Origin of the sequence: Sorangium sp. So ce834, assembly GCF_051521425.1 — a bacterium.
In the GTDB taxonomy this organism is placed as follows: domain Bacteria; phylum Myxococcota_A; class Polyangia; order Polyangiales; family Polyangiaceae; genus Sorangium; species Sorangium cellulosum_D.
Window position 1 is genome coordinate 219,659 of record NZ_CP150351.1, and the last position, 19,424, is coordinate 239,082.

Annotated in this window: 16 protein-coding genes; 11 read left to right on the forward strand and 5 right to left on the reverse strand. The window is 72.4% G+C overall.

The window, feature by feature from the left end:
- Positions 1–5: 5 nt before the first annotated feature.
- From WMF20_RS00820 to WMF20_RS00835, 4 genes are all read left to right on the forward strand, one after another.
- Positions 6–4,013 (forward strand): serine/threonine-protein kinase, encoded by a 4,008-nt coding sequence (locus WMF20_RS00820; RefSeq protein ID WP_437609805.1) that lies wholly within the window; start codon positions 6–8, stop codon positions 4,011–4,013.
- A 405-nt stretch (positions 4,014–4,418) separates the two neighbouring features.
- Positions 4,419–6,140 carry a carbamoyltransferase family protein gene (locus WMF20_RS00825; RefSeq protein WP_437609807.1) on the forward strand — a complete coding sequence of 574 codons (1,722 nt, stop codon included), beginning with the start codon at positions 4,419–4,421 and terminating at the stop codon, positions 6,138–6,140.
- A 60-nt stretch (positions 6,141–6,200) separates the two neighbouring features.
- A complete protein-coding gene (locus WMF20_RS00830) occupies positions 6,201–7,367 on the forward strand; it encodes an MFS transporter (protein ID WP_437609809.1) in 1,167 nt (388 codons plus the stop codon).
- Positions 7,333–8,037, forward strand: a complete 705-nt coding sequence (locus tag WMF20_RS00835) for an HAD family hydrolase (RefSeq protein ID WP_437609811.1) — start codon at positions 7,333–7,335, stop codon at positions 8,035–8,037. Before WMF20_RS00830 ends, WMF20_RS00835 begins: the two co-directional genes overlap by 35 nt.
- A 90-nt stretch (positions 8,038–8,127) precedes the next feature.
- Here the strand turns inward: WMF20_RS00835 and WMF20_RS00840 are convergent, their stop codons facing one another.
- A complete protein-coding gene (locus WMF20_RS00840) occupies positions 8,128–8,256 on the reverse strand; it encodes a hypothetical protein (RefSeq protein ID WP_257792760.1) in 129 nt (42 codons plus the stop codon).
- A 132-nt stretch (positions 8,257–8,388) separates the two neighbouring features.
- Between WMF20_RS00840 and WMF20_RS00845 the strand changes: the two genes are divergently transcribed.
- From WMF20_RS00845 to WMF20_RS00870, 6 genes are all read left to right on the forward strand, one after another.
- Positions 8,389–9,603 (forward strand): hypothetical protein, encoded by a 1,215-nt coding sequence (locus WMF20_RS00845; protein WP_437609814.1) that lies wholly within the window; start codon positions 8,389–8,391, stop codon positions 9,601–9,603.
- Positions 9,600–10,703, forward strand: coding sequence for a metallophosphoesterase family protein (locus WMF20_RS00850; protein ID WP_437609816.1), 1,104 nt, complete (start codon positions 9,600–9,602; stop codon positions 10,701–10,703). The genes WMF20_RS00845 and WMF20_RS00850 overlap by 4 nt, the downstream gene beginning before the upstream one ends.
- Positions 10,704–10,802: 99 nt before the next feature.
- Positions 10,803–11,939, forward strand: coding sequence for a trans-sulfuration enzyme family protein (locus WMF20_RS00855; RefSeq protein ID WP_437609818.1), 1,137 nt, complete (start codon positions 10,803–10,805; stop codon positions 11,937–11,939).
- A 168-nt stretch (positions 11,940–12,107) separates the two neighbouring features.
- Positions 12,108–13,124: a zinc-binding alcohol dehydrogenase family protein gene (locus WMF20_RS00860; protein WP_437609820.1), complete on the forward strand. Its 1,017-nt coding sequence runs from the start codon at positions 12,108–12,110 to the stop codon at positions 13,122–13,124.
- A 127-nt stretch (positions 13,125–13,251) separates the two neighbouring features.
- Entirely contained in the window at positions 13,252–13,650 is a 399-nt protein-coding gene (locus WMF20_RS00865; protein WP_437609822.1) for a hypothetical protein, read from the forward strand.
- Between the two features lie 262 nt (positions 13,651–13,912).
- Complete coding sequence (locus WMF20_RS00870) at positions 13,913–14,317, forward strand: hypothetical protein (RefSeq protein ID WP_129572515.1); 405 nt, start codon at positions 13,913–13,915, stop codon at positions 14,315–14,317.
- Positions 14,318–14,362: 45 nt separating this feature from the next.
- On the opposite strand, the gene WMF20_RS00875 is transcribed toward WMF20_RS00870, so the two are convergent.
- The 4 genes from WMF20_RS00875 to WMF20_RS00890 form a co-directional block, all read right to left on the reverse strand.
- Positions 14,363–16,249 (reverse strand): hypothetical protein, encoded by a 1,887-nt coding sequence (locus WMF20_RS00875; protein WP_437609824.1) that lies wholly within the window; start codon positions 16,247–16,249, stop codon positions 14,363–14,365.
- Positions 16,250–16,329: 80 nt separating this feature from the next.
- On the reverse strand, positions 16,330–17,418 hold the full coding sequence (locus WMF20_RS00880; protein WP_437609826.1) for a hypothetical protein: 1,089 nt from the start codon (positions 17,416–17,418) through the stop codon (positions 16,330–16,332).
- A gap of 61 nt (positions 17,419–17,479) precedes the next feature.
- Positions 17,480–18,067 carry a hypothetical protein gene (locus WMF20_RS00885; protein WP_437609828.1) on the reverse strand — a complete coding sequence of 196 codons (588 nt, stop codon included), beginning with the start codon at positions 18,065–18,067 and terminating at the stop codon, positions 17,480–17,482.
- 1 nt (position 18,068) lies between these two features.
- Positions 18,069–18,323, reverse strand: a complete 255-nt coding sequence (locus WMF20_RS00890; protein ID WP_437609830.1) for a YdeI/OmpD-associated family protein — start codon at positions 18,321–18,323, stop codon at positions 18,069–18,071.
- 179 nt (positions 18,324–18,502) lie between these two features.
- On the opposite strand from WMF20_RS00890, the gene WMF20_RS00895 reads away from it, so the two are divergent.
- Positions 18,503–19,423, forward strand: coding sequence for a hypothetical protein (locus tag WMF20_RS00895; RefSeq protein WP_437609832.1), 921 nt, complete (start codon positions 18,503–18,505; stop codon positions 19,421–19,423).
- Position 19,424: the final 1 nt, after the last annotated feature.

The following is a 19,424-nucleotide window of genomic DNA, read 5'->3' on the forward strand; positions in this document are numbered from 1 at the left end:
CGTGAATGCGCTCGGAAGCGCTGCGAGGTGAGGAGCAGGAACGCCCGGTCCGTGAGGCGGGGCGCTGTCCGGCCTGCGGGCGGCGGAGCCAGGGGGCGTGCCCCGAGTGCACGCCGTCCGCTCGGCCGCAGGCCGGCCAGTCGTCGATCCCGCCGGACATCACGGCGGTCGTCCCCGTCTCCTTGCCGCGGTTCCCCGGCTACTGGACCCGGAGGACGCTGGGGCAGGGCGGCTTCGGCCTCGTCGTCGAGGCCGAGCCCGAGGGCGGCGGGGCGCGCGTGGCCATCAAGCTCGCGCGCGCGGACCGGCGCGGCGCGGCCCAGCGCCTCCGGGGTGAGGTCGACGCGCTCTCGTCGATCGGCGCCCCCCACGTGCCCGCCGTGCACGCGTGGGGGGCGCTGGACGACGGCTCGCCCTACGCGGTGATCGAGCACATCGCCGCGCCCACGCTCGCCGCCCGGCTCGCGGCGCGCCCCGCGCCGCAGCTCGAGGAGGCCGCCCGGCTCGGGCTCGCGACCCTCGCGACCCTCGAGGCCGTGCACGCCCGCGGCTACGTGCACTGCGACCTCAAGCCCGAGAACATCCTCGTCGATCAGCACAAGGCGACACTCATCGACCTCGGCATCGCCCGCGTCGTGGGGCGGCGCTACGACGGGCAGGACGAGGACCTGGCCGTCGGCACGGCCGAGTACATGGCGCCGGAGCAGTCCGCCGGGTGGGCCGATCTCGACGCGCGCGCCGACATCTACGCGATGGGCGTCATCCTCTACGAGCTCTTCGCGGGCCGGCCCCCGTTCTGGGGGCCGCGCGCGGCGGTGCTGGAGGACCACCGGAGCCGCAGGCCGCCGCGCCTGTCGGCCAGCGCGGCCGTGCCGCGGGCGGTCGAGGAGGTGGTGCACCGCTGCCTGGCCAAGGAACGGAGCGAGCGGTTCGCGAGCGCGACCGAGCTCCGCGTGGCGCTGGAGCGCGCGCTCCGGGACGAGCGCACGGCGGGCGAGCGCGAGGCGCCGCGCTCCGTGGCCGGCATCGAGCGCCGCGTGATGGGGCTGCTGTTCTTCGAGAGCGCGTCCGATCGCATCGCCGTGCAGCGCCGGCTCCGGGCGCTCGGCGGCGAGCTCGCGCACGCCTCGGGCGCGCGTTACGTGGGCGTCTTCGCCCAGGAGGGCGCGGCCAGCCCTGCCCGCCGCGCGCGGCGCGCGGCCGACGAGCTGCTGCGGCGCGGGGTGTGCGGGCGGGTGCTCATCGATCTCGCGCCGGTGTCGATCCAGGGGCGCGCGGACGGGACGCGGCGTCTCCTGAGCCCGCTCTTCTCGCGCGCCGAGCGGTGGCCCTCCGCCTCCGGGCCGACCGGGCCGTTCCTCACGCCCGAGGCGTCGGCCGCGCTCCCGGAGGCGCCGCACGCCCCGGCGGCCGACGAGCTGCCGCCGGGCATCGAGGACCAGTCGCGGGAGGCGACGCGGCCCGACGCGTTCGTCGGCCGCCGCGACATTCTCGAGCAGCTCCTGCAGAGCGCCGAGGAGGCGCTCCGCCTGAGGCAGCCCACGGTCGTCTCCCTGACGGGCGGGCCCGGCCACGGCAAGAGCAGCCTCTTCGCCGAGCTCGTCAGGCGGCTCCGGGAGCGCCTGCCGCGCGCCCACATCATCGATCTCCGGGGGCACGAGCCGACGAGCGCCGCCTCGGACGCGACGCTCCACGAGCTCGTGCGTGAGGCGCTCGGCGTGCCCGAGGAGCCCCCGGAGAGCGGCGTCCGCGCGGCGCTCGCCGAGCGGCTCGGCCCCGCGGTCGGCGAGGAGCTCTGCTCGGGGCTCGCGATGGCGCTCGGGTGGGTGGACGAGCAGACGGGCGTCGAGATCTTCCCGGAGCTCGAGGCGCTCCGGGCCGCGCCCGGCGCGCTGCACTCGGCGCGCGTGCGGGCCGCGGGCGAGTGCCTGCGCCGGAGCGCGGCCGCGGCGCCCGTGCTCGTCGTCCTCGACGACGCGCACTACGCCCGCGACGCGACGCTCGCGGCGCTCGAGTACGCGGCGCTAGCGGATGAGGCCACGCCGCTGTGGATCTGCGCGATGGGGCGCCCGGCGTTCGCCGAGGCGAACCCTTCCTGGGGCGAGCGCGCCGCCCGGCGCGAGGCGCTGCGGCTCGAGCCGCTGGACGACGAGAGCGCGCGGGCGCTGTGCCGGCGGCTGCTCCTGCCCGCGCGGGACGTGCCGGAGCCGGCGATCGATCGCCTGCTCGAGCGCTCCCAGCGGGTGCCGCTGATCCTCGTGGAGCTCGTGCACGGGCTCAAGCGCGAGGGGATCCTGCGCCGGCACCGGCGGGGCGACGCGTGGTACCTGGCGACGGACGAGCTCGACAGCCTGCCTGCCTTGCCGGAGCTCGATCCACTGGCGCAGGCGGAGATCGAGGCGCTCGGGCCGGCGCTCGGGGCGCACGCGCGGCTCGTCTCGCTGCTGGGCGCCGAGGTGTCGATCGACGAGATCGCGGGCGTGCTGCGCCAGCTGGATCTCCGCGGCGACGGCGCGGCGTTCCCGCTCGACGCGCGCGTCGGGACCGAGCGGCTGCTGAGGGCGGGCGTGCTGGTCGACGAGCGGAAGGGCCGGCTGCGCTTCCGGCACGCGATGGTGCGGGAGGCCGTCGCGCAGGACGTCGCCGAGGCCGAGCGGCGGCGGATCCACCTGGCCGCGTACGAGCACCACCGCGAGGCGGCGCACGAGGGCCGGGACCAGCGGCGGCACAAGATCGCGCACCACGCGGCCGAGGCGGGGCTCGCCACGGTCGCCGAGGAGGTCTACCTGGAGCTCGCCGAGCGGGCGCGGGCGCGCCACGCCTACGTGGAGGCGGAGCTCCACTACAGCCGGGCGCTCGCGCAGCCGGCCCCGGAGCGCGGGGCGCGGCGGAGGGCGGCGTACCGGGGCCGCGGGCTCATGCGCTACCGGCTGGGCCGCTACCACGACGCGCTCGGGGATCTCGATCGCGCGCGCGCGATGGCGGTCGAGGAGGGCGACGTGACCGAGCAGGTCGAGATCCTGCTCGACGAGGCCACGGCGCTCGACTGGATGGATGACTACGGGCGATCGAAGCAGCGGGTGGAGGAGGCGGGGGCGCTCGCGCCGGGGGATCTGCTGCCGGCGCTCGCGGCGCGCCTGTCGATGGCGGTGGCGCGCTCGCTCCACCGCGAGAGCCGCGAGGAGGAGGCGGCGCAGCAGTTCGAGCGCGCGGCGGCGCAGGCAGAAGGGCTGGGCGACGAGGGCTACGAGACGCTGGTGGTGTCGCTGCTCCTGCTGGGCTTCATCTACCCGGGGCTGGGCAAGCTGGACGAGGCACGCGCGGTGCTAGATCGGGCGATCCACATGTGCGAGGAGCGCGGCGATCTCCTGCATCTCGGGCCCGCGATCAACAACCGGGCGATGCTCCGCGCGTGCCTCGGGGACAACGAGGGGATGGTCCTGGACCTGTGCCGTTCTCTCTCCATCTCGCGCGAGCTGGGGCTCGGCACGATGGAGGTCGTGGGGGAGTTCAACCTGGGCGAGTACCTCTACCTGATGGGCGACCTGGACGCGGCCACGCCCCGCGTGGAGCGGACCGTGGCGCTGGAGCGCCAGCAGCGCGGGGAGGAGGCGCGGGCGGTGGTGCACCTCCTCCAGGCGAGGCTGCTCCTTTACCGCGGCGAGGAGGGCCGGGCGCGGGAGATCATCGAGGGGATCCGGGCGCAGCAGGCGAAGGCCGCGGCGGCGGGGCGCGAGGACGCGGCGATGGCCCCCGCCGAAGAGGTGCTGTGGTCGATGATCGACCTGGCGACGCGGGACGCGAGCGACGAGGCGTGGGACGAGCTCGAGGAGCGGTCGGCGCGCCACTCGGTGGGGCAGGAGCAGATCGAGGTCATCGAGGCGCGCGCGCGGGCGCGCTCGCGGCGCGGCCTCCACGAGCAGGCGAAGGCGGCGCTCGAGAGGGCGATCGAGGCGGCGGGGAGGATCCCCAACGTCATGCGGGAGCGGCTCGAGCGGCAGCGAGGGGCCTAGCTCCGCGCGTCAGACATCGCGCCGACCAGACAGCCCTCGCCGTAGGCGACGCGCGAGACGAGTTTGCGCGCGCACGCAAATTCTTGCTCGCCAACACGCCGCTTCCATCGCAACCCGAGGGCGCTCGGTCGCCTTTGGTTATCGCGCCGTCGGCCGTGGAAAGGCGGCCTCGCCCTGTTGGCGAGGGTGGCACGGCAACTGCACAAGTCGGTGCAGATGCGGCGCTCGACCAAGCGAGCGCGGTAAAACGTGGGCCGATCAACGTGGACCGCACAGGGCGCCCGCCGGGGGTGATTTAGCCGGTGCGCGGAGACCTCGAGCGGTGAAGCCGCCGGCCGGCGAAACCGCCGGCGTTCGACGGCAAGCGCAGCGATTGAACGGCTCGTGAGATGTGGATGGATCGATATGATTGTGGTTGGAATCAGCAATAACGACCTGGCTGGCGCCTGCCTGGTCAGGGATAACAATATCGTTGCGGCGGTCAGCGAAGAGCGGTTTACTCGCAGGAAGGACGACAAGGTCTGGCCGGCGCGCTCGATCGCCTATGTGCTGGGCGCTGCCGGGCTCCGCCTGGAGCAGGTAGACTACATTGCATACGGCTGGAATGCCGGCTTCAACGCCGATAAGCACCTGCCGCTGTACTTCGACCGCATCGTCGAAGAGGCCACCCAGAATCCGGCCGGGTTGGTGCATGTCCGCCGGCGCATCACCGACGAGATCCACAACGACAAGGCCAAGCGCCTGGAGTTCGATACCTTCTTGGCTGAGCGCGGCTTGCGCGACAAGGCGATCTACCTCGACCATCACGAGTGCCATGCTCTGGGCGCCTTTGTGTGCTCACCGTTCGAGCGGGCGCTCGTGCTCACCTGCGACGGTCGTGGCGATTACCAGTCGCTGACCGTCAGCCGCTACGGTCCAAACGGCAGTACGGTGCTACAGCGTGAAACCAGCATCGACAGCCTGGGTTACTTCTATGGCCGCATCACCCGGCTGCTCGGCTACACGCCGAACCGCCACGAGGGCAAGATCACCGGACTGGCCGCCCACGGCGACCCGGAGAAACTCCTGCCATTGATGCAACAGATGATCGACTTCGCGGACGGCAGGATCCGCGCCCGCTGCGGCGAATTGTATCAGCCATCCTACGACGGTTATAGCGACCGGCTCAGAGCGCTGCTGGCCCAGGAAAAGCCGGAGGACATCGCGGCTGCGGCGCAGCGTCATACCGAAAACCTGCTGGTCGATACGGTTCGCCATCACCTCGATTGCGACGGGGATGAAAACCTGTGCCTCGCTGGCGGAGTGTTTGGCAATGTCAAGATCAACCAACGCCTGCGTGAAATTCGCGGAGTTGAGAATGTCTACGTGCTGCCGTGCATGGGTGATGGCGGCCTGGCACTGGCGGCCGCGGTCGGCGCTGCCTACCTCAAGCGCGGTAGCCGATTCTCCACCCCGTCGATGGCGCTGGGCCCCGATTCCGGCGACACGCGAGCCGCCCTGGCTCTGCTGTCGGGCGATTATCCGGAGCTGAGCTATCACCGGCCCGACAACATCATCTCCAGCCTCGTCGAGGCGCTGGCCCATGACCAGGTGCTCGGCATGGTCAAGGGGCGGATGGAGTTCGGGCCGCGCGCGCTCTGCAACCGGAGTATCATCTATCACGCCGCCGACAAGAGCGTGAACGACTGGCTGAACGCTCGGATGCACCGCACCGAGTTCATGCCGTTCGCACCGGTCAGCGCCGTCGAGCATGCCGCCCAAAGCTATATCGGCTGGAAGCCCGACCAGGTAGCGGCCGACTTCATGACCATGACCTACGAGTGCCACCCTGAGTTCTGCCGAGCCTGCCCGGCAGCGGTGCACATCGACGGCACCGCCCGTCCGCAAATCGTCTACCCGCAGAGCGACCCGTTCATGCACCGGTTGCTCGCCGCCTGGCATGCCCGTACGGCCCAGCTGGCGCTGATCAACACCTCGTTCAACAAGCATGAGGAGCCGATTATCAGCAGCGCTCGCGACGCGTTTGATGCGCTGCGAGCTGGCATGGTCGACTTCGTGGTGATGAACGAGCAGATCCTGGTGTGGAAGAGAGGCCGCAACCGCTTCGCCAGGCAGTATTTCGAATAGGCCCTCAGCGGCGCGGGCGGGTGCCACCGTCATCCGTCCGCCCGCCATCGACCCCACCCGATGTACCGAATCTACCTGTACTACTTCGCGGCAGAAGGCATTCTCTATCCTTTCTGGCCGACATGGCTCAGGTCGCTCGGTTATCGCAACAGCGATATCGGTCTGTTCATCGCCGCCGCCTACTGGCCGCAGGTCCTGGTCGGCTTCTCGCTCGCCTACCTCGCCGACTGGCGCTTTGGCCAGATGCGCCTCGCGGCGGCAGCGGCGCTGCTGGCGACGCTGTGCATGCTGCTATTTTACCTGCCGCACCATGTCGGCCTATATCTGCTGATTACCATCCTTTACGGGGGACTGTGGACAGCGGTGCTGCCGCTGGGTGAATCATATCTACTGGAGCTCGACAAGCAGGCGCTTCACGACTACGGCCTTATCCGCGCCGCGGGCTCGCTGGCATTCGTGCTGGCGAGCATCGGTGCAGGCAGCTTGCTCGAGCGCTTTGGCCAAGGCCTGGTGCCCGGCCTGGTGGCGGCCTGCATGCTGCTGACCGCGAAGACCTGTTTCAGCATAGCCGCACAACGCCGCGTGAGTGGGTCGGTGTGTCCGGTCGCCAAGCGGCCAGCCCCTGACTGGCGGCAGCTGCGCAACGCGCCGCTGCTGCTAGCCTTGGCCGCCGCAGGCCTGATCCAGCTCAGTCACTGCCTGTACTTCTCGACAGCATCCAATATGTGGAGCGCCGCTGGCTACTCCCCTCCGCTGATCGGCGCGTTCTGGGCAGTGGCAGTGATAGCCGAAATTAGCTATTTCGCCCTGTCGGCGCGGGTGATGCGGAGCATCGCCCCGCTGCAAGTGATCGTGCTGTCCGGGCTGTGCGCCGTGCTACGCTGGCTGCTCGCCGCGCTGGGCGGCGGACTGGTGTCAATCCTGGCGGGTCAGCTGCTTCACGCCGCCAGCTTTGCCGCTTATCACTCTGCGCTGATGCGCTATCTTCGCGACCACTCTCCCGAGGGCGTGCGCACGCTAATTCAAGGACTCTACTACTCTCTAGCAGTGGCGTTGCCAATGGGCATCGTAACCCCGCTCGCCGGCTGGCTGTTCGACATCAGCCCGAGCCGGGCCTATCTATGTATGGCGCTGATCGCTCTCGGCGGCACCGTCACAGCCTATTTGGCCAACCAACGAACAGGAGCAAAGGATGACGCGCGCGCAGTTCTCCGCCGTCCTTTTTGACATGGACGGCGTGTTGCTCCAATCTCGTCAGGTGATCGAACGCGCTTGGACCAGCGTGGCGCGCGCTTACGGCATTACCCTGACCGAGGCCTGCATACAGGCGCACATCCACGGGCGACCGGGCAGTTACACGCTAGACGCGCTGTTTGGCAGGGTCTCCGAGGCCGAGCGCCAGGCGATCAAGCAACGTGTCGACGCGGAGGAGGAAACCGCCCCTTGTGCTCTGGTGCCGGGCGTCGCCGAGCTGCTGGACGCCTTGCGCCATGCCCGGGTGCCGCTCGCGCTGGTGACGAGCAGCTGGCCGGCACGGATCGGCTACGTATTACGACAGCACGATCTGAGGAGCGCCTTTGCCACCGTGATCAGCCGTGACGACGTGGCGCTCGGTAAGCCGCACCCGGACAGCTACTTGCTGGCGGCCAGGCGGCTGGAGGTACCGATCGCAGAATGTCTGGTGTTCGAGGATTCCGAGAGCGGGGTTAAGGCGGCGGTCCAGAGCGGCGCCCTGTGCGTCGGCATCGGCGGCGATCCGACCCTGCTGCGGCACGGCGCCCGCGCGATCTATCAAGACTTCCGCGGCCTCATACCGCAGTTTGCCGACGTGCCAAGCCATTATGTCGAACTACACGAGCCTGCTGCCCTGGTCGTGGTGAAAAGCGCGCGGCCGTGAGGAGCCCGAAGAGGAATGCCCGCCGCGATAGCGCCGCGGGCGGGCTGGTGTTACTGAGCACCGTCCTCTGGGTGCCCGATGGACTGACGTTCAAGGGCAAGGCGATCCGCAAGGACCTGGCACCGGCAGCTCCTCGTCCGCTGGCAGGCTGAACCGCTCGAGCTCGAGCTCGAGCGCGAACACGTGAATCACCTCTCCCTGCTCGAGCTTTCCCTTCACCAGGAGCAACCGCGCCGCGCAGGTCGCGCTCGCGCGGGAGCCCGACGAGGCCCAGCACCAGCAAGACGGTCGCTCGACGCGTGCAAAGCCCGCGAGACCGTGTCACGGTAGGTGTCCGCCGCGCAGAGCTCGATGCTGAGGACCCCGCGTACGACAGGCCACCTCCTCGCCCTGCTGCTCCTCCTCGTCGCCGCGCCGGCCCAGGCCGGGGAGGGCAAGGGCGCGCCGGGCTCCCCGGCCACGCCCGCGCCCAGCGAAGCGCCTGCGGCCTCCGCATCGAGCGAAGCGCCTGCGTCCGCCGCATCGAGCGAAGCGCCTGCGGCCGCCGCGCCGCCAAAGGAGGGCGTCTCCACCGGGCGGCGCGCCCTCGCCGCGGCCGGCGCGGTGATCCCCGGGGTCATCGCGCACGGCACCGGGCACTTCCTCCTGGGCGAGGCGCGCACGGGCTGGATCCTCCTGGGGCTCGAGGGCGCGGGCGCCGGGCTCGCCGTGGGCGGCCTCGCGGGCGCTGCGGTCTCCGGCGCCTCGCGGCGCGTCATCGCCCCCATCGTGCTCACCACCGTGACGGGCGCAGGCCTGTTCGGGATCTCCCTCCTCGCGGACCTCTATGGCGTGCTCGCCCCGGAGGGCGGCACCGGCAGCCCTCCTCGGTCGCTGCCCTGGGTCGAGACGCAGCTCGGCATGGCCTACGTGTACGACCCCACGTTCGCCTACCGCACGTTCCTCGTGCCGGGCATGGATCTGCGCCTGAGCTCGCTCCGCCTCTCGGGCTCAGGCTGGTTTTCCCTGAACGACGACAACGCGCGCCTCCGCGCCGAGGCCGCATACCGCTTCCTCGGCCCCCGCACGCCGGACAGCCCGCGCGCGGCCGACGGCTCGTTCCTCGAGCTCGAGGGCGCGATCACCCATCATCGCTACACCTCCGACGACTTCTCGATCACCACCGGCGAGGTCACCCTCCAGGGCCGGCTCGATCTCGCCCACATCGGGCGCACGCTGCGGGGCTCGTTCGCGGAGATGGGGTGGGGGATCGCGGTCGAGGGCTACCGCTACGGCCGACGCCCGTTCGAGGGGAACGAGCTCTTGATTCCCCACTTCGCGTTCGGCATGTACCTCGGGCACGCCGGAACTCCGCGCGGCGAGGCCAAGGTGGTTTACGACCACCGGCACGACGGGTATGCCGGCGGCGCGAAGATCCCCGGCCTCGGCAGCGGCGTCCCGGGCCACCTCGGCCTCGAGGGCCGGCTCTACGCCTCGCCGCGCTGGGGCCTGCTCGCCGACGTGGAGGCCGGCTCCGCGTACGTCGGGCGCCTGTCGCTGCTCTTCCGCCCTGGAGGCTCGCCATGATCCCGAGACACGCTCTCCTCGCGCTGCTCGCCCTCACCGCGCCGCTCACCCTGTCTTGCCTCGACGTCGCCGAGGGCCGCGCGCGCCGCGACCTGGAGGTGGGGAAGGCCTCCCGGGGCCAGGCGCGCGTCGCCGTGGACGAGGGGCTCGCGGCGGTCCGCCGCCTCGAGCCCGGCGCGCTCTCGCTCTGGGCGAGCGCGCCCGCGCTCTCGATCCGCCTCACCGACGAGGCGGGCGGGCCGTGGACGATCACGATCGAGAACATGCTCGCCGACGCCGAGCTCTCGGCCCGCGTCGGCGACGAGCGCGTGCCGGTGGAGCTCGTCGAGGCGCCGTTCCCGACCCAGCGCACCTTCCGCCTCTCCCTGCCGCCCGGCGCCGAGGCGGCGCTCTCGCTGCGCCCGCCGGACGAGGCGCGGCTCGAGCCGTGGCGGTTCGCGGTGTTCGCCGATGTCCAGGAGAAGATCGACAGCGTTCAGGACATCTACGCGAAGATGAACGAGGCGGAGGGCGTCCGCTTCGCGCTCATCAGCGGCGATCTCACCTCGCGCGGCTCGACCGAGCAGCTCGAGCGGTTCCAGCGCGAGATGAAGACGCTCCGTTTCCCGTGCTATGCGACGCTCGGCAACCACGAGCTCGGCACGCGGGACGACCTGTATCACGAGTGGTTCGGCCGGGGGAACTTCAGCTTCGCGTTCCGGGGCGTGCAGTTCACGATGCTCGACTCGGCGAGCGCGACGATCGATCCGCTCGCGTACGGGTGGCTCGACGGCTGGCTCGCCGAGGGGCGGGAGCGCCTGCACGTGGTCACGATGCACCTCGCGCCCCTCGACCCGGTGGGCTCGCGCAACGGCGCGTTCGCGAGCCGCGCCGAGGCGAACAAGCTGCTCACGATGCTCGCGGACGGGCGCGTGGATCTCACGTTCTACGGCCACATCCACTCGTTCTATGCGTTCGAGAACGCGGGGATCCCGGCGTACATCTCGGGCGGCGGCGGCGCGATCCCCGAGCGGCTCGACGGCATCGGGCGACACTTCGTCACGGTCGACGTCGAGCCCCCGGGCACGATCGCGCAGGTCGCCGTCGTCCGCGTGGATTGAGTCGAATCTCCTCGCAGTCCCTTGCCGCCGCGGCGATGAGCCACGAGGCCATCGACCGGGGCGGGCGCGAGCGCCGGCCGCCGCGCTATCCTCCGGCCCATGGCCTCTCCCGAGACGCTCGCCGCGCAGGCGCGCCACTTCATCGACGACACGACCGGCGCGGTCGTGCCGCCGCTCCACGCGAGCACGACGTACGCGCGCGACGAGGGCTATCGCCTGCCCGCCGCCCACGAGTACACGCGCGACGACAACCCGACGTACCGCGCGCCCGAGGAGCTGCTCGCCGCCCTCGAGCGCGGCGCCGACGCGCGCCTGTTCGCGTCGGGCATGGCCGCCGCGACCACGGCCGTGCAGGCGCTCGTGCGGCCGGGCGCGCGCCTCGTCGCCTCGCGCGCGATGTACCACGGCCTCCGCCTCTGGATGACCGAGTGGTGCGCGACGTGGAATGTCGATCTCGAGCTCGTCGACGCGACCGACCTCGACGCGCTCCGCGGTGCCGTGCAGCGCGGCCCGACGTCCCTCGTCTGGATCGAGACGCCCGCGAACCCCACCTGGGACGTCGTCGACATCGCGGCCGCGGCCGACATCGCCCGCGCGCGCGGCGCGCTGCTCGCCGTCGACTCGACCGTCGCCACGCCCGTCCACACGCAGCCGCTCGCCCTCGGCGCCGACCTCGTGATGCACGCCGCCACCAAGGCGCTCAACGGCCACAGCGACGTCCTCGCGGGCGCGCTCGTGGCCGCGCGCGACGACGAGGCGTGGCAGCGCGTCCGCCACCTCCGCCACGTGCAGGGCGCGGTCCCCGGCCCGTTCGAGGCGTGGCTCCTCCTGCGGGGCATGCGGACGCTCTTCGTGCGCGTCGGCCGGGCGAGCGCCACCGCCCTCGCGCTCGCCCGCCGCCTCGCGGCCCACGCCGGCGTCGAGCGGGTGCTGTACCCAGGGCTCGAGTCCCACCCTGGTCACGCGGTGGCAGCGCGGCAGATGCAGGGCGGCTTCGGGTCGATGCTCTCCATCCTCGTGCGCGGCGGCGCCGAGGACGCGCTCCGCGTCGCCGGACGCGCGAAGGTCTTTCTCCGCGCGACCTCCCTCGGCGGCGTCGAGAGCCTGATCGAGCACCGGGCGACCGTGGAGGGCCCGCGGACGCTGGCGCCCCCGAACCTGCTCCGGCTCTCGATCGGCCTCGAGTCGCTCGACGATCTCTGGACCGATCTCGACGAGGCGCTCCGGGCGCGCTGACGGCCGCGGACCGCCTGGCGACGGGGTGAGCTCGGCCGTCGTGTCGGCGTCATTGATGAACCGCATTCACAGATCTACGTCTTCGCGGGCCGATTGTGCGCTGCGGCCGCCGGGTGCACCTTTCGACGCGCGACGGGGCCTTCTGCCGGCCCCGGAGAGGAGAACGCCATGCGCGCCGTAGGACTCCACCGTTACCTCCCGATCGATCACCCCGAGAGCCTGCTCGACGTCGAGCTTCCGGAGCCGGAGCCGGGGCCGCGCGACCTGCGCGTGCGGGTGCGCGCGGTGGCCGTGAACCCGGTCGACGTGAAGGTCCGCTCGCCGAAGCCCCGGGTCGAGGACGCGCCGCGCGTGCTCGGCTGGGACGCCGCCGGCGTCGTCGAGGCGGTCGGCGCGGAGGTCACCGCCTTCCGCCCGGGGGACCGCGTGTACTACGCGGGGAGCATCGCGCGGCCCGGCAGCAACGCCGAGGTGCACCTCGTCGACGAGCGCATCGCCGGGCCGATGCCGCGGACGCTCGGGTTCGCCGACGCGGCGGCGCTGCCGCTCACCGCGCTGACCGCGTGGGAGGGGCTGTTCGAGCGCCTCGGCGTCGAGCCCGACGGCCGCGACGCCGGGCGTACGGTGCTCGTCATCGGCGGCGCCGGCGGCGTGGGCTCGATGGTGGTGCAGCTCGCGAAGGCCGCCGGGCTGCGCGTCGTCGCCACCGCGTCGCGCGAGGAGAGCCGGGCGTGGGCGGCGCTCCTCGGCGCCGACGTCCTCGTCGACCACCGCGCGCCGCTCCGCCCGCAGCTCGAGGCCGCGGGCATGCAGAGCGTGGAGCTGATCTTCAACACGCAGAGCACCGAGGCGTGGTGGGACACGATGGCGGACGTCGTGGCGCCGCTCGGGCGCATCGTGGGCATCGTCGAGACGTCGGGGCCGGTCGACCTCGGCAAGCTCATGTCGAAGAGCGCGAGCTTCTCGTGGGAGCTGATGTTCACGCGGTCGCTCCACGGGACCCCGGACATGGTCGCGCAGCGGGAGATCCTCACGCGCGTGGCGACGTGGGTGGACGCGAAGCGCCTCCGCTCGACGCGCCGCGAGCACCTCGGCCGGATCGACGCGGCGAACCTGCGCGCCGCGCACGCGCGCCTGGAGTCGGGGCAGACCGTGGGGAAGATCGTGCTGGAGGGGTGGGGCTGACCGCGCGGCGCGCCGGGCCGCGCGCGCGGCCGGGGGCGCGGGCCGGGCGAGCTCGGCCGGCCCCGGCGAGGCCCGCGCGCCCGCGGCGAGGCGGTGCGATCCCGGGGCGCTGCTACGCTGAAGGAGCATGTCCGAGCCCGCGTGGAAGAAGCTCGTCGATCAGCTCAAGGACCAGGGGCACAAGAGCCCGTACCTCGACCGCCTCCGACAGCGCCTGCCCGCGGCCGCCCCGTCGGATCTCGCCGGCGAGATCCTCAGGGAGATGGCCTCGGCGCTCGGGCGATCCGAGGACAAGATCAACGTCGCGCTGCTCGAGCTCGAGCTGCAGGGCAAGGCGCTCGATGCGCTCGCCCGCGGCCAGGGCGCCGATGCGCGGGAGCGGGCGGCGATGATCGCGGCCTACAACCGGCAGCGGGAGGTGGCCGCGCAGGCGCTCTGGGAGCTGCGCGTGCACCGGGAGGCGCTCGGGTTCCGGCGGAACGACGACCTCGCCGCGATGTACCCGATCCCGCCGAAGCGGGCGTAGCGCCTCCTGTCACAGGGTGTCACCGGACACCCCTGTGACAGTGTGTCACCCGCAGAGATCCGCGGAGAGGGCGCATCGGCGAGCCGGACGTGCGGAGCGCGGGCGTCTCGGCGCCTCCCAGGCAGGCGCCGCGCGGCCGCGAGCGGGCTCGATCTCCGGGGATCGGCGCGATCTCTCGCCTGGCCTGCCGGTTGCTGAGCGTGCCTGCGAGAGCGCGCCGTCGCGGTGAATCGACGGCCGCATAACCCGAGGAGGACTCGCTATGAAGCTCGATCGACGTGTGCTCGTCCGCCGGATCTCGATCGCCGCCGCCGCCGTGGTGCCCATCGGCGCCGCGGTCGCCGTGGGCGTGCCGAACGACGCCGTGGCCGGGTGCCAGATCACGGTGCGCGTGCACAACTCCGGCAGCCAGGCGTTCACGGTCAACTGGGACGAGAGCAAGGTGAAGGTGTCCGGCGGCACGTGGGACAAGCTCGCGAAGAACTCGTCCGAGGTGGTCGGCGCCGGTCAGACGAAATCGATCGTTTACGGGGCGCTCTTCAACTGCGGAGCGAATCGCCGGTACCAGATCCACACGACCAGGAATGGCAACGACGACACGGCCTATTTCCCGAGCGAGACGACCTGGACGACAGACCAGACACCCACGATCGACATCTCGAGGTGAGCCTGCGTCGAGCGCTGCCCGGGCTTCGCCGGAGGTGGCTCGGCGTCAGCGCGAGCCGAGCGCGATCACGTCCTGGATCGCCGCCACGGGCAGCCGCACGCGGGCGGTGACGCGGGCCGCGCCGGAGCCGAGCACCTCGGAGGTGACCGCGACCGGGATCGCGACCTCGCCGCGCGCCGGCAGCGTCGCGAGCCCGGCGAGATCCTTGGCGGCTTCGTCCAGCGCCTCCTTCGTGTCGCCGGTCGCCCCCAGCAAGGTGAGGCCCGCCAGCGAGAACAGCCCGCCGGCCAGCGTCCCGGGCTGTCGCAGCGCCTCGAGGCCCGGCGCCGCGCCGAGCGTGCGTTCGTCGCGCCCCGTGTCGGTCGCGGCGCGCAGCCGGGCCACCACGGCGGCGTCGTCATCGCCGATCCCGAACCACGTCCGCTGGCCGGCGGGCACGACGTAAAAGTGGGTCGTGTGCGGGGCGCGCGCGGGCGGGGCGTCGTTCGTGAGCGGCGTCGAGCGCAGCTCGACGTGCAGCGTCCCCGCGGGCAGCGTGGCGGGCGCTCGGACGATCACGGAGGTGGTGCGCTCCTTGTCCTCGTCCTTGCTCGCGCGGCCCTCCGCGCCGCCCGCTGCCTTCGCGCTCGCCTTGAGCCTGTCCAGCTCCTCGCCGAGCAGGAGCAGCTCCTTCATCCCCGGGATCCAGGTCTGGGCCGGCTCCTCGACCGCGATCAGGATCCAGGGCTGCAGCGCGCGGCGCGCGGCCTTCTGCGAGCGCGCCGCGCCCTTGCCGCTCTGGTAGGCCGCGATCGCCCGCTCCGCCGCCGCGCGATCCCCGCCCGCGCCCATCACCAAGGAGCCGCCCGTGAGCGCCAGCGCGTCGAGGCGCTGGAGCAGCCGGTCGAGCACCGCCGCGTCGTAGCCGTCGTCCATCCAGTCGTCGCGCAGCGCCCGGAAGAGGGCCTCGCGCAGCGGGGCGAGCTCCGCGCGCGACGCGCCCTGGGTGTAGAAGGCGACGGCCGTGTCGCTCGGCAGGCGCAGGAAGGCCGGCGGGGGCGCGGCGTCCGGCGCCACGGCCGGCGCGAAGGCCAGCGTGAACGGCGAGCGCCGGCTCGCGAAGCGCAGGCTGACGCCGACGTCGACCTCCGCGTGGCCCCACCGGAGGTCCATGCTCATGCTCTCGAGCTCGCGCATGAACGCGTCGCCGAGCTCCCGCCCCAGCGCCCCGGTGTTGCCGTCGCCGCCGGCGCCGTCCTCGCTCTTCATCAGCTCGCGGATCGCCCACTCCAGGACCTCGATCCGCGCGTCGGCGTCGATCGGCTGCGGGCCCACGACCTCCACGAGGTAAGGCGCGGCCGCGTCGATGTCCTTCGCGTCCTCGGCGCAGAGCAGGCGCGCGCTGCCCCGGCGCGCGCCTGGCTCGAAGGCGCAGATCCGGGGCGGCGTCTCCTCGTCGGGGTCGGCGTCGCGCGCGCGCTCGACGCGCAGCATGCCCCGGTGCTCCTTGAGCACGAAGCGCTCGTGCAGCCGGGGCACCTCCTGCTCCGCGACCGGCAGGGAGACCACGACGCGCGACTCCGCCTCCGTGATGCCGAACCAGGCGACGTCGATCGGCCTGCCCAGATCGAGCACCCCGGCGAGCGCCGGACCCAGCGCCTGCTCGAGCAGCATCTCGGGCCCCATCGGGCCCGCGCTCCACAGGAGCGGGCCGAGCGGCGTGCTCGCCATAAACCGCGTGAGGTGGTTCCAGGTCCGCTGCGGGTCGGCGATCCGCAGCACGGAGGAGAGCCCCTCCGGCGCGGTCGCGGGCTGCGCCGCAGCAACGGCGGGCGCGGCGCGCGCCGGGGGCGGCGCCGGAGGCAGCGTCGCGACGGGGCCGCGCTGGGGGGCCGGAGCGCCGGCGCACGCGGCCAGGAGGGCGATCGGCAGCAGGAGGGCGGCGCGTTTCATGGAGAGCCGGATCGTCGCGCCCGAGCGGCCCGCGTGGCAAGCGGCCTCGGCAAAAGCAGGCTCCTGACGGCCCGCGGGGCTCATTTCGGGAGCTTCATCACCGTGCCGGCGGCGCTGTTCGTCCAGTAGACGCTCGTGGCGTCCACCGTGATGCCGAGCGGATGATCTTGCCCTGTCGCGAGCGTCGTGATGTCGCCGCCTCCGACAGGCACCTTCTTCACGGTCCCGTCATCGTTCGTCCAGTAGACGCTCTCGGCGTCGATCGCGAGCTTCCGCGGGTTGCGCTGCCCCTCCGCGAGCGTGAAGGGGCCGCCTCCATCGAGCGTGGCCTTCATGACGGTGCCTCCGTCGTTGGTCCAGTAGACGAAGGCGGCGTCCACGGCGATGTCCTTGGGCTTCGTCTGCCCTTCTGCCAGCGTGACGACGTCGCCGCCCTCGATCGGCACCTTCATCACGGTGCCCCCTTCGTTCACCCAGTAGACGTGGGTCGCGTCCACCGCGATGCCGAGGGGCGACTCTTGCGCTGTCGCGAGCGCGACGGCGTCGCCGCCCTGGACCGGCACCTTCATGACGGTGCCCTGGTCGGCGCTCGTCCAGTAGACGTTCGCGGCGTCGGCCGCGATGTCCATGGGATACGTCTGCCCATCGGCGAGGATCTCGAAATCGCCCTCGATCGACGCCTTCATGACGAGCTCGGTGCCGGAGTCGGTGAAGTACACCATGCCGTCGTGGAGCGCGACGCTCCGGGGGGAGAAGGGGGGATCTCCCTCGATGAAGACGGAGGCATTGCCGCCGCCGGCCGGCACCATCATCACCTGGCGAGTGACGGCATCGGCCCAGTAAGCGTTTGTGTCGTCGACCGCGATGTCCACCGGCTCGGTCCCGCCCGACGCCAGGAGGAGCGGCTCGCAGCGCCCCTGCGCGCACGCCTCTCCGAGGCAGTAATGGTCGCAAGCGCCGCAGTGCTCCGGATCGGAGCGCAAGTCCACGCAGAGACCGGAGCAGGAGACCTCGCCCTCGTCGCAGCCGGGCAGGTCGACCCCGCCGCTCCCTCCCCCGCCGGAGGTCCCCGCGCTCGTGGCAGAGGAGCTATCCGGCGTGAATTCCCGAGGCTCGGGGGCACACGCGACGGCCAGGGGCAACATGCTGAGTATGAGGAAGCGGCTCATGGCGCGCATTGTACACGGAACGTGGGCGCCGTCCGGCCGGCGCCTTCCTGCGAGGCGCGCCTCAGCGCGCCGGCTCCGTGTCCCCGTCGTCGAGCGCCGGCCACGCCGGCCGGAGCGGGAGGACGAGCGCATCGAACGGAGCGGGCAGGGACACGGGGGCCCTCGCGTGCACGCAGAGCTCCCGGCCAGGCCCGAGCACCATCTGGCGCATCCACAGGCCGGCGCCCGACTGGTCCAGGACCGGCGCGAGCTGGGCGAAGAGCTCACCGTAGGACATGCCGTCGGGCTTGCCGAACCAGTGGGCGTAGCCGGGCGCGCGCAGCGCCGCTCCGCCCCGCAGGCGGTACAGCCCCCCGGCCCCGCCGCTGGCCACGGCGGCGGCGGCGTCGTGCGGCGCCGAGCGGCTGGCCGAGACCGCGGCCTCGTTCAATGCGCCGAGCGCACCGAAATCTTGCACGAGGTACCAGTCCTCGTAGGCGTCGCCGCCGCCGGCCGCCCAGGGAGCCCCGGAGAGCCCGACGCTGAACGACCGGAGAAAGCCTGGCGACGGCGCCGCGGCGAGCGCCGCATGAAAGGCGCGCTGCCGGCGCTCGTAGTCCTTCGCGGCGGTCTGTGGCTGCTTCCAGTGCCAGAACACGTAAGCCAGCATCTCACCCCTTTCCCGAGGCTGGGTGCTTCATGTTCATGTAAACGCCGCCCGCTTGGAGCTCATCCAGCATCTGGAGAAGCCGCTTTTCCTTGGTCTCCTGGCGCTTGGCCTGGTTGATCCACCCGATATAGTCGTTCTGCTGGTAGGCAGGGCGCTGCTTGTAAGCCTCCATCAAGCCACGCTCGTCCAGCGCGTTCTTGATGGAATCCGGCATCGGGTACCTGGGCCGCTTCAGGCCTGACGAATCGGCGCTCATGGCCTCCTCGTTATACCGGTGCCCCGCGTCGAGGTGAAGAGGCCGGCCCGGTCCAGCAGCGCCGCCGGCGGCCCGGCGTCCGCGCCGCCGCGCGCGTGTTCGATCCGACGATGATGTCCATAAGCGCGATGGAACTTTCGCTGCCGTGGCGCGTCTCAGCTCGCCGGAGGTTCCGCCCGATGCCCCGACGTCGAGGTCTCTTCCTCGTGTTGTCCCTTCTTGGCCCGGCGCCGCTCTCCGCCGGGTGCGCCCGGCCGATCGATGCCCCGGACGGCACCGCGTACGTGCTGCTCGATCCCGCGGCGCGCGCTCGCTGGACCGTGGAGAGCGACGGCTGGCGCGGCGCGCCGGTCCTGCCGGTCGCCCTCGACGCCGCGGAGCCGGCCCTGCTGCGCGGCCCGGGGGGCGCGGAGGTGCTCGAGCTGCGCGGGGGCATGCTCGCGCACGTGCGCGGCGGAGGCGGCGAGGTCCGCTGGCTCGCGGTGGGCGAGGAGGCGCGCGACGACCGCCTGACCGTGCGCGCCAGCGAAGCGGCCGCGGCGGCGCTCGCGGCCCTCGTCGACGGGGAGATCACCGCGCGGCGCGACGGCCTGTGGACGCTCGCCGCGCCGGACCTGCTCGAGCGCGGCTCCTTCCTCGAGCCGCCCGCGGGCGTGATCGAGGCCCTGCCCGACACGCCGCGCGATCGCGCCGCGTTCACGCCCTCGGCCTCGCAGGATGCCCTCGACGCGCTCGCCGCGCCGGCCGCGGCCGCCGCCGGCAGCGCGGCCGGGACGCAGGAGCCTGGCAGCGCGGAGGCGGAGCTGGTCGGCCTCTACGCCGCGGGGCTGCGGACGCTCCTCTTGGACGCCTCCGGCGGCTTCACGATCGAGGACCGCTGCACCGGCGCGGTGATCGCGACCGGCGCGTACTCGGCCGCGGGCGATCGCGTGATGCTGCGGTCCCCCGGGGCGGCGCCGATCGTGCTGGGCCGGGATCGGGAGCGGCTGCTCCACCCGGACCTGGCGGAGTTCGCGCCGCTCGCGCCCGAGCCCTCGCGGCGCGTCGAGCCTGAGAGCGAGTTGATCGAGCGTGCCGGCGCGGACGCCGGCGAGGAGTGAC

Bases quoted from the DNA above. Each gene is read 5' to 3' on its own strand.
- WMF20_RS00820 (WP_437609805.1), top strand. From the start codon at position 6: ATGCGCTCGGAAGCGCTGCGAGGTGAGGAGCAGGAACGCCCGGTCCGT.
- WMF20_RS00825 (WP_437609807.1), top strand. From the start codon at position 4,419: ATGATTGTGGTTGGAATCAGCAATAACGACCTGGCTGGCGCCTGCCTG.
- WMF20_RS00830 (WP_437609809.1), top strand. From the start codon at position 6,201: ATGTACCGAATCTACCTGTACTACTTCGCGGCAGAAGGCATTCTCTAT.
- WMF20_RS00835 (WP_437609811.1), top strand. From the start codon at position 7,333: ATGACGCGCGCGCAGTTCTCCGCCGTCCTTTTTGACATGGACGGCGTG.
- WMF20_RS00845 (WP_437609814.1), top strand. From the start codon at position 8,389: ATGCTGAGGACCCCGCGTACGACAGGCCACCTCCTCGCCCTGCTGCTC.
- WMF20_RS00850 (WP_437609816.1), top strand. From the start codon at position 9,600: ATGATCCCGAGACACGCTCTCCTCGCGCTGCTCGCCCTCACCGCGCCG.
- WMF20_RS00855 (WP_437609818.1), top strand. From the start codon at position 10,803: ATGGCCTCTCCCGAGACGCTCGCCGCGCAGGCGCGCCACTTCATCGAC.
- WMF20_RS00860 (WP_437609820.1), top strand. From the start codon at position 12,108: ATGCGCGCCGTAGGACTCCACCGTTACCTCCCGATCGATCACCCCGAG.
- WMF20_RS00865 (WP_437609822.1), top strand. From the start codon at position 13,252: ATGTCCGAGCCCGCGTGGAAGAAGCTCGTCGATCAGCTCAAGGACCAG.
- WMF20_RS00870 (WP_129572515.1), top strand. From the start codon at position 13,913: ATGAAGCTCGATCGACGTGTGCTCGTCCGCCGGATCTCGATCGCCGCC.
- WMF20_RS00875 (WP_437609824.1), bottom strand. From the start codon at position 16,249: ATGAAACGCGCCGCCCTCCTGCTGCCGATCGCCCTCCTGGCCGCGTGC.
- WMF20_RS00880 (WP_437609826.1), bottom strand. From the start codon at position 17,418: ATGAGCCGCTTCCTCATACTCAGCATGTTGCCCCTGGCCGTCGCGTGT.
- WMF20_RS00885 (WP_437609828.1), bottom strand. From the start codon at position 18,067: ATGCTGGCTTACGTGTTCTGGCACTGGAAGCAGCCACAGACCGCCGCG.
- WMF20_RS00890 (WP_437609830.1), bottom strand. From the start codon at position 18,323: ATGAGCGCCGATTCGTCAGGCCTGAAGCGGCCCAGGTACCCGATGCCG.
- WMF20_RS00895 (WP_437609832.1), top strand. From the start codon at position 18,503: ATGCCCCGACGTCGAGGTCTCTTCCTCGTGTTGTCCCTTCTTGGCCCG.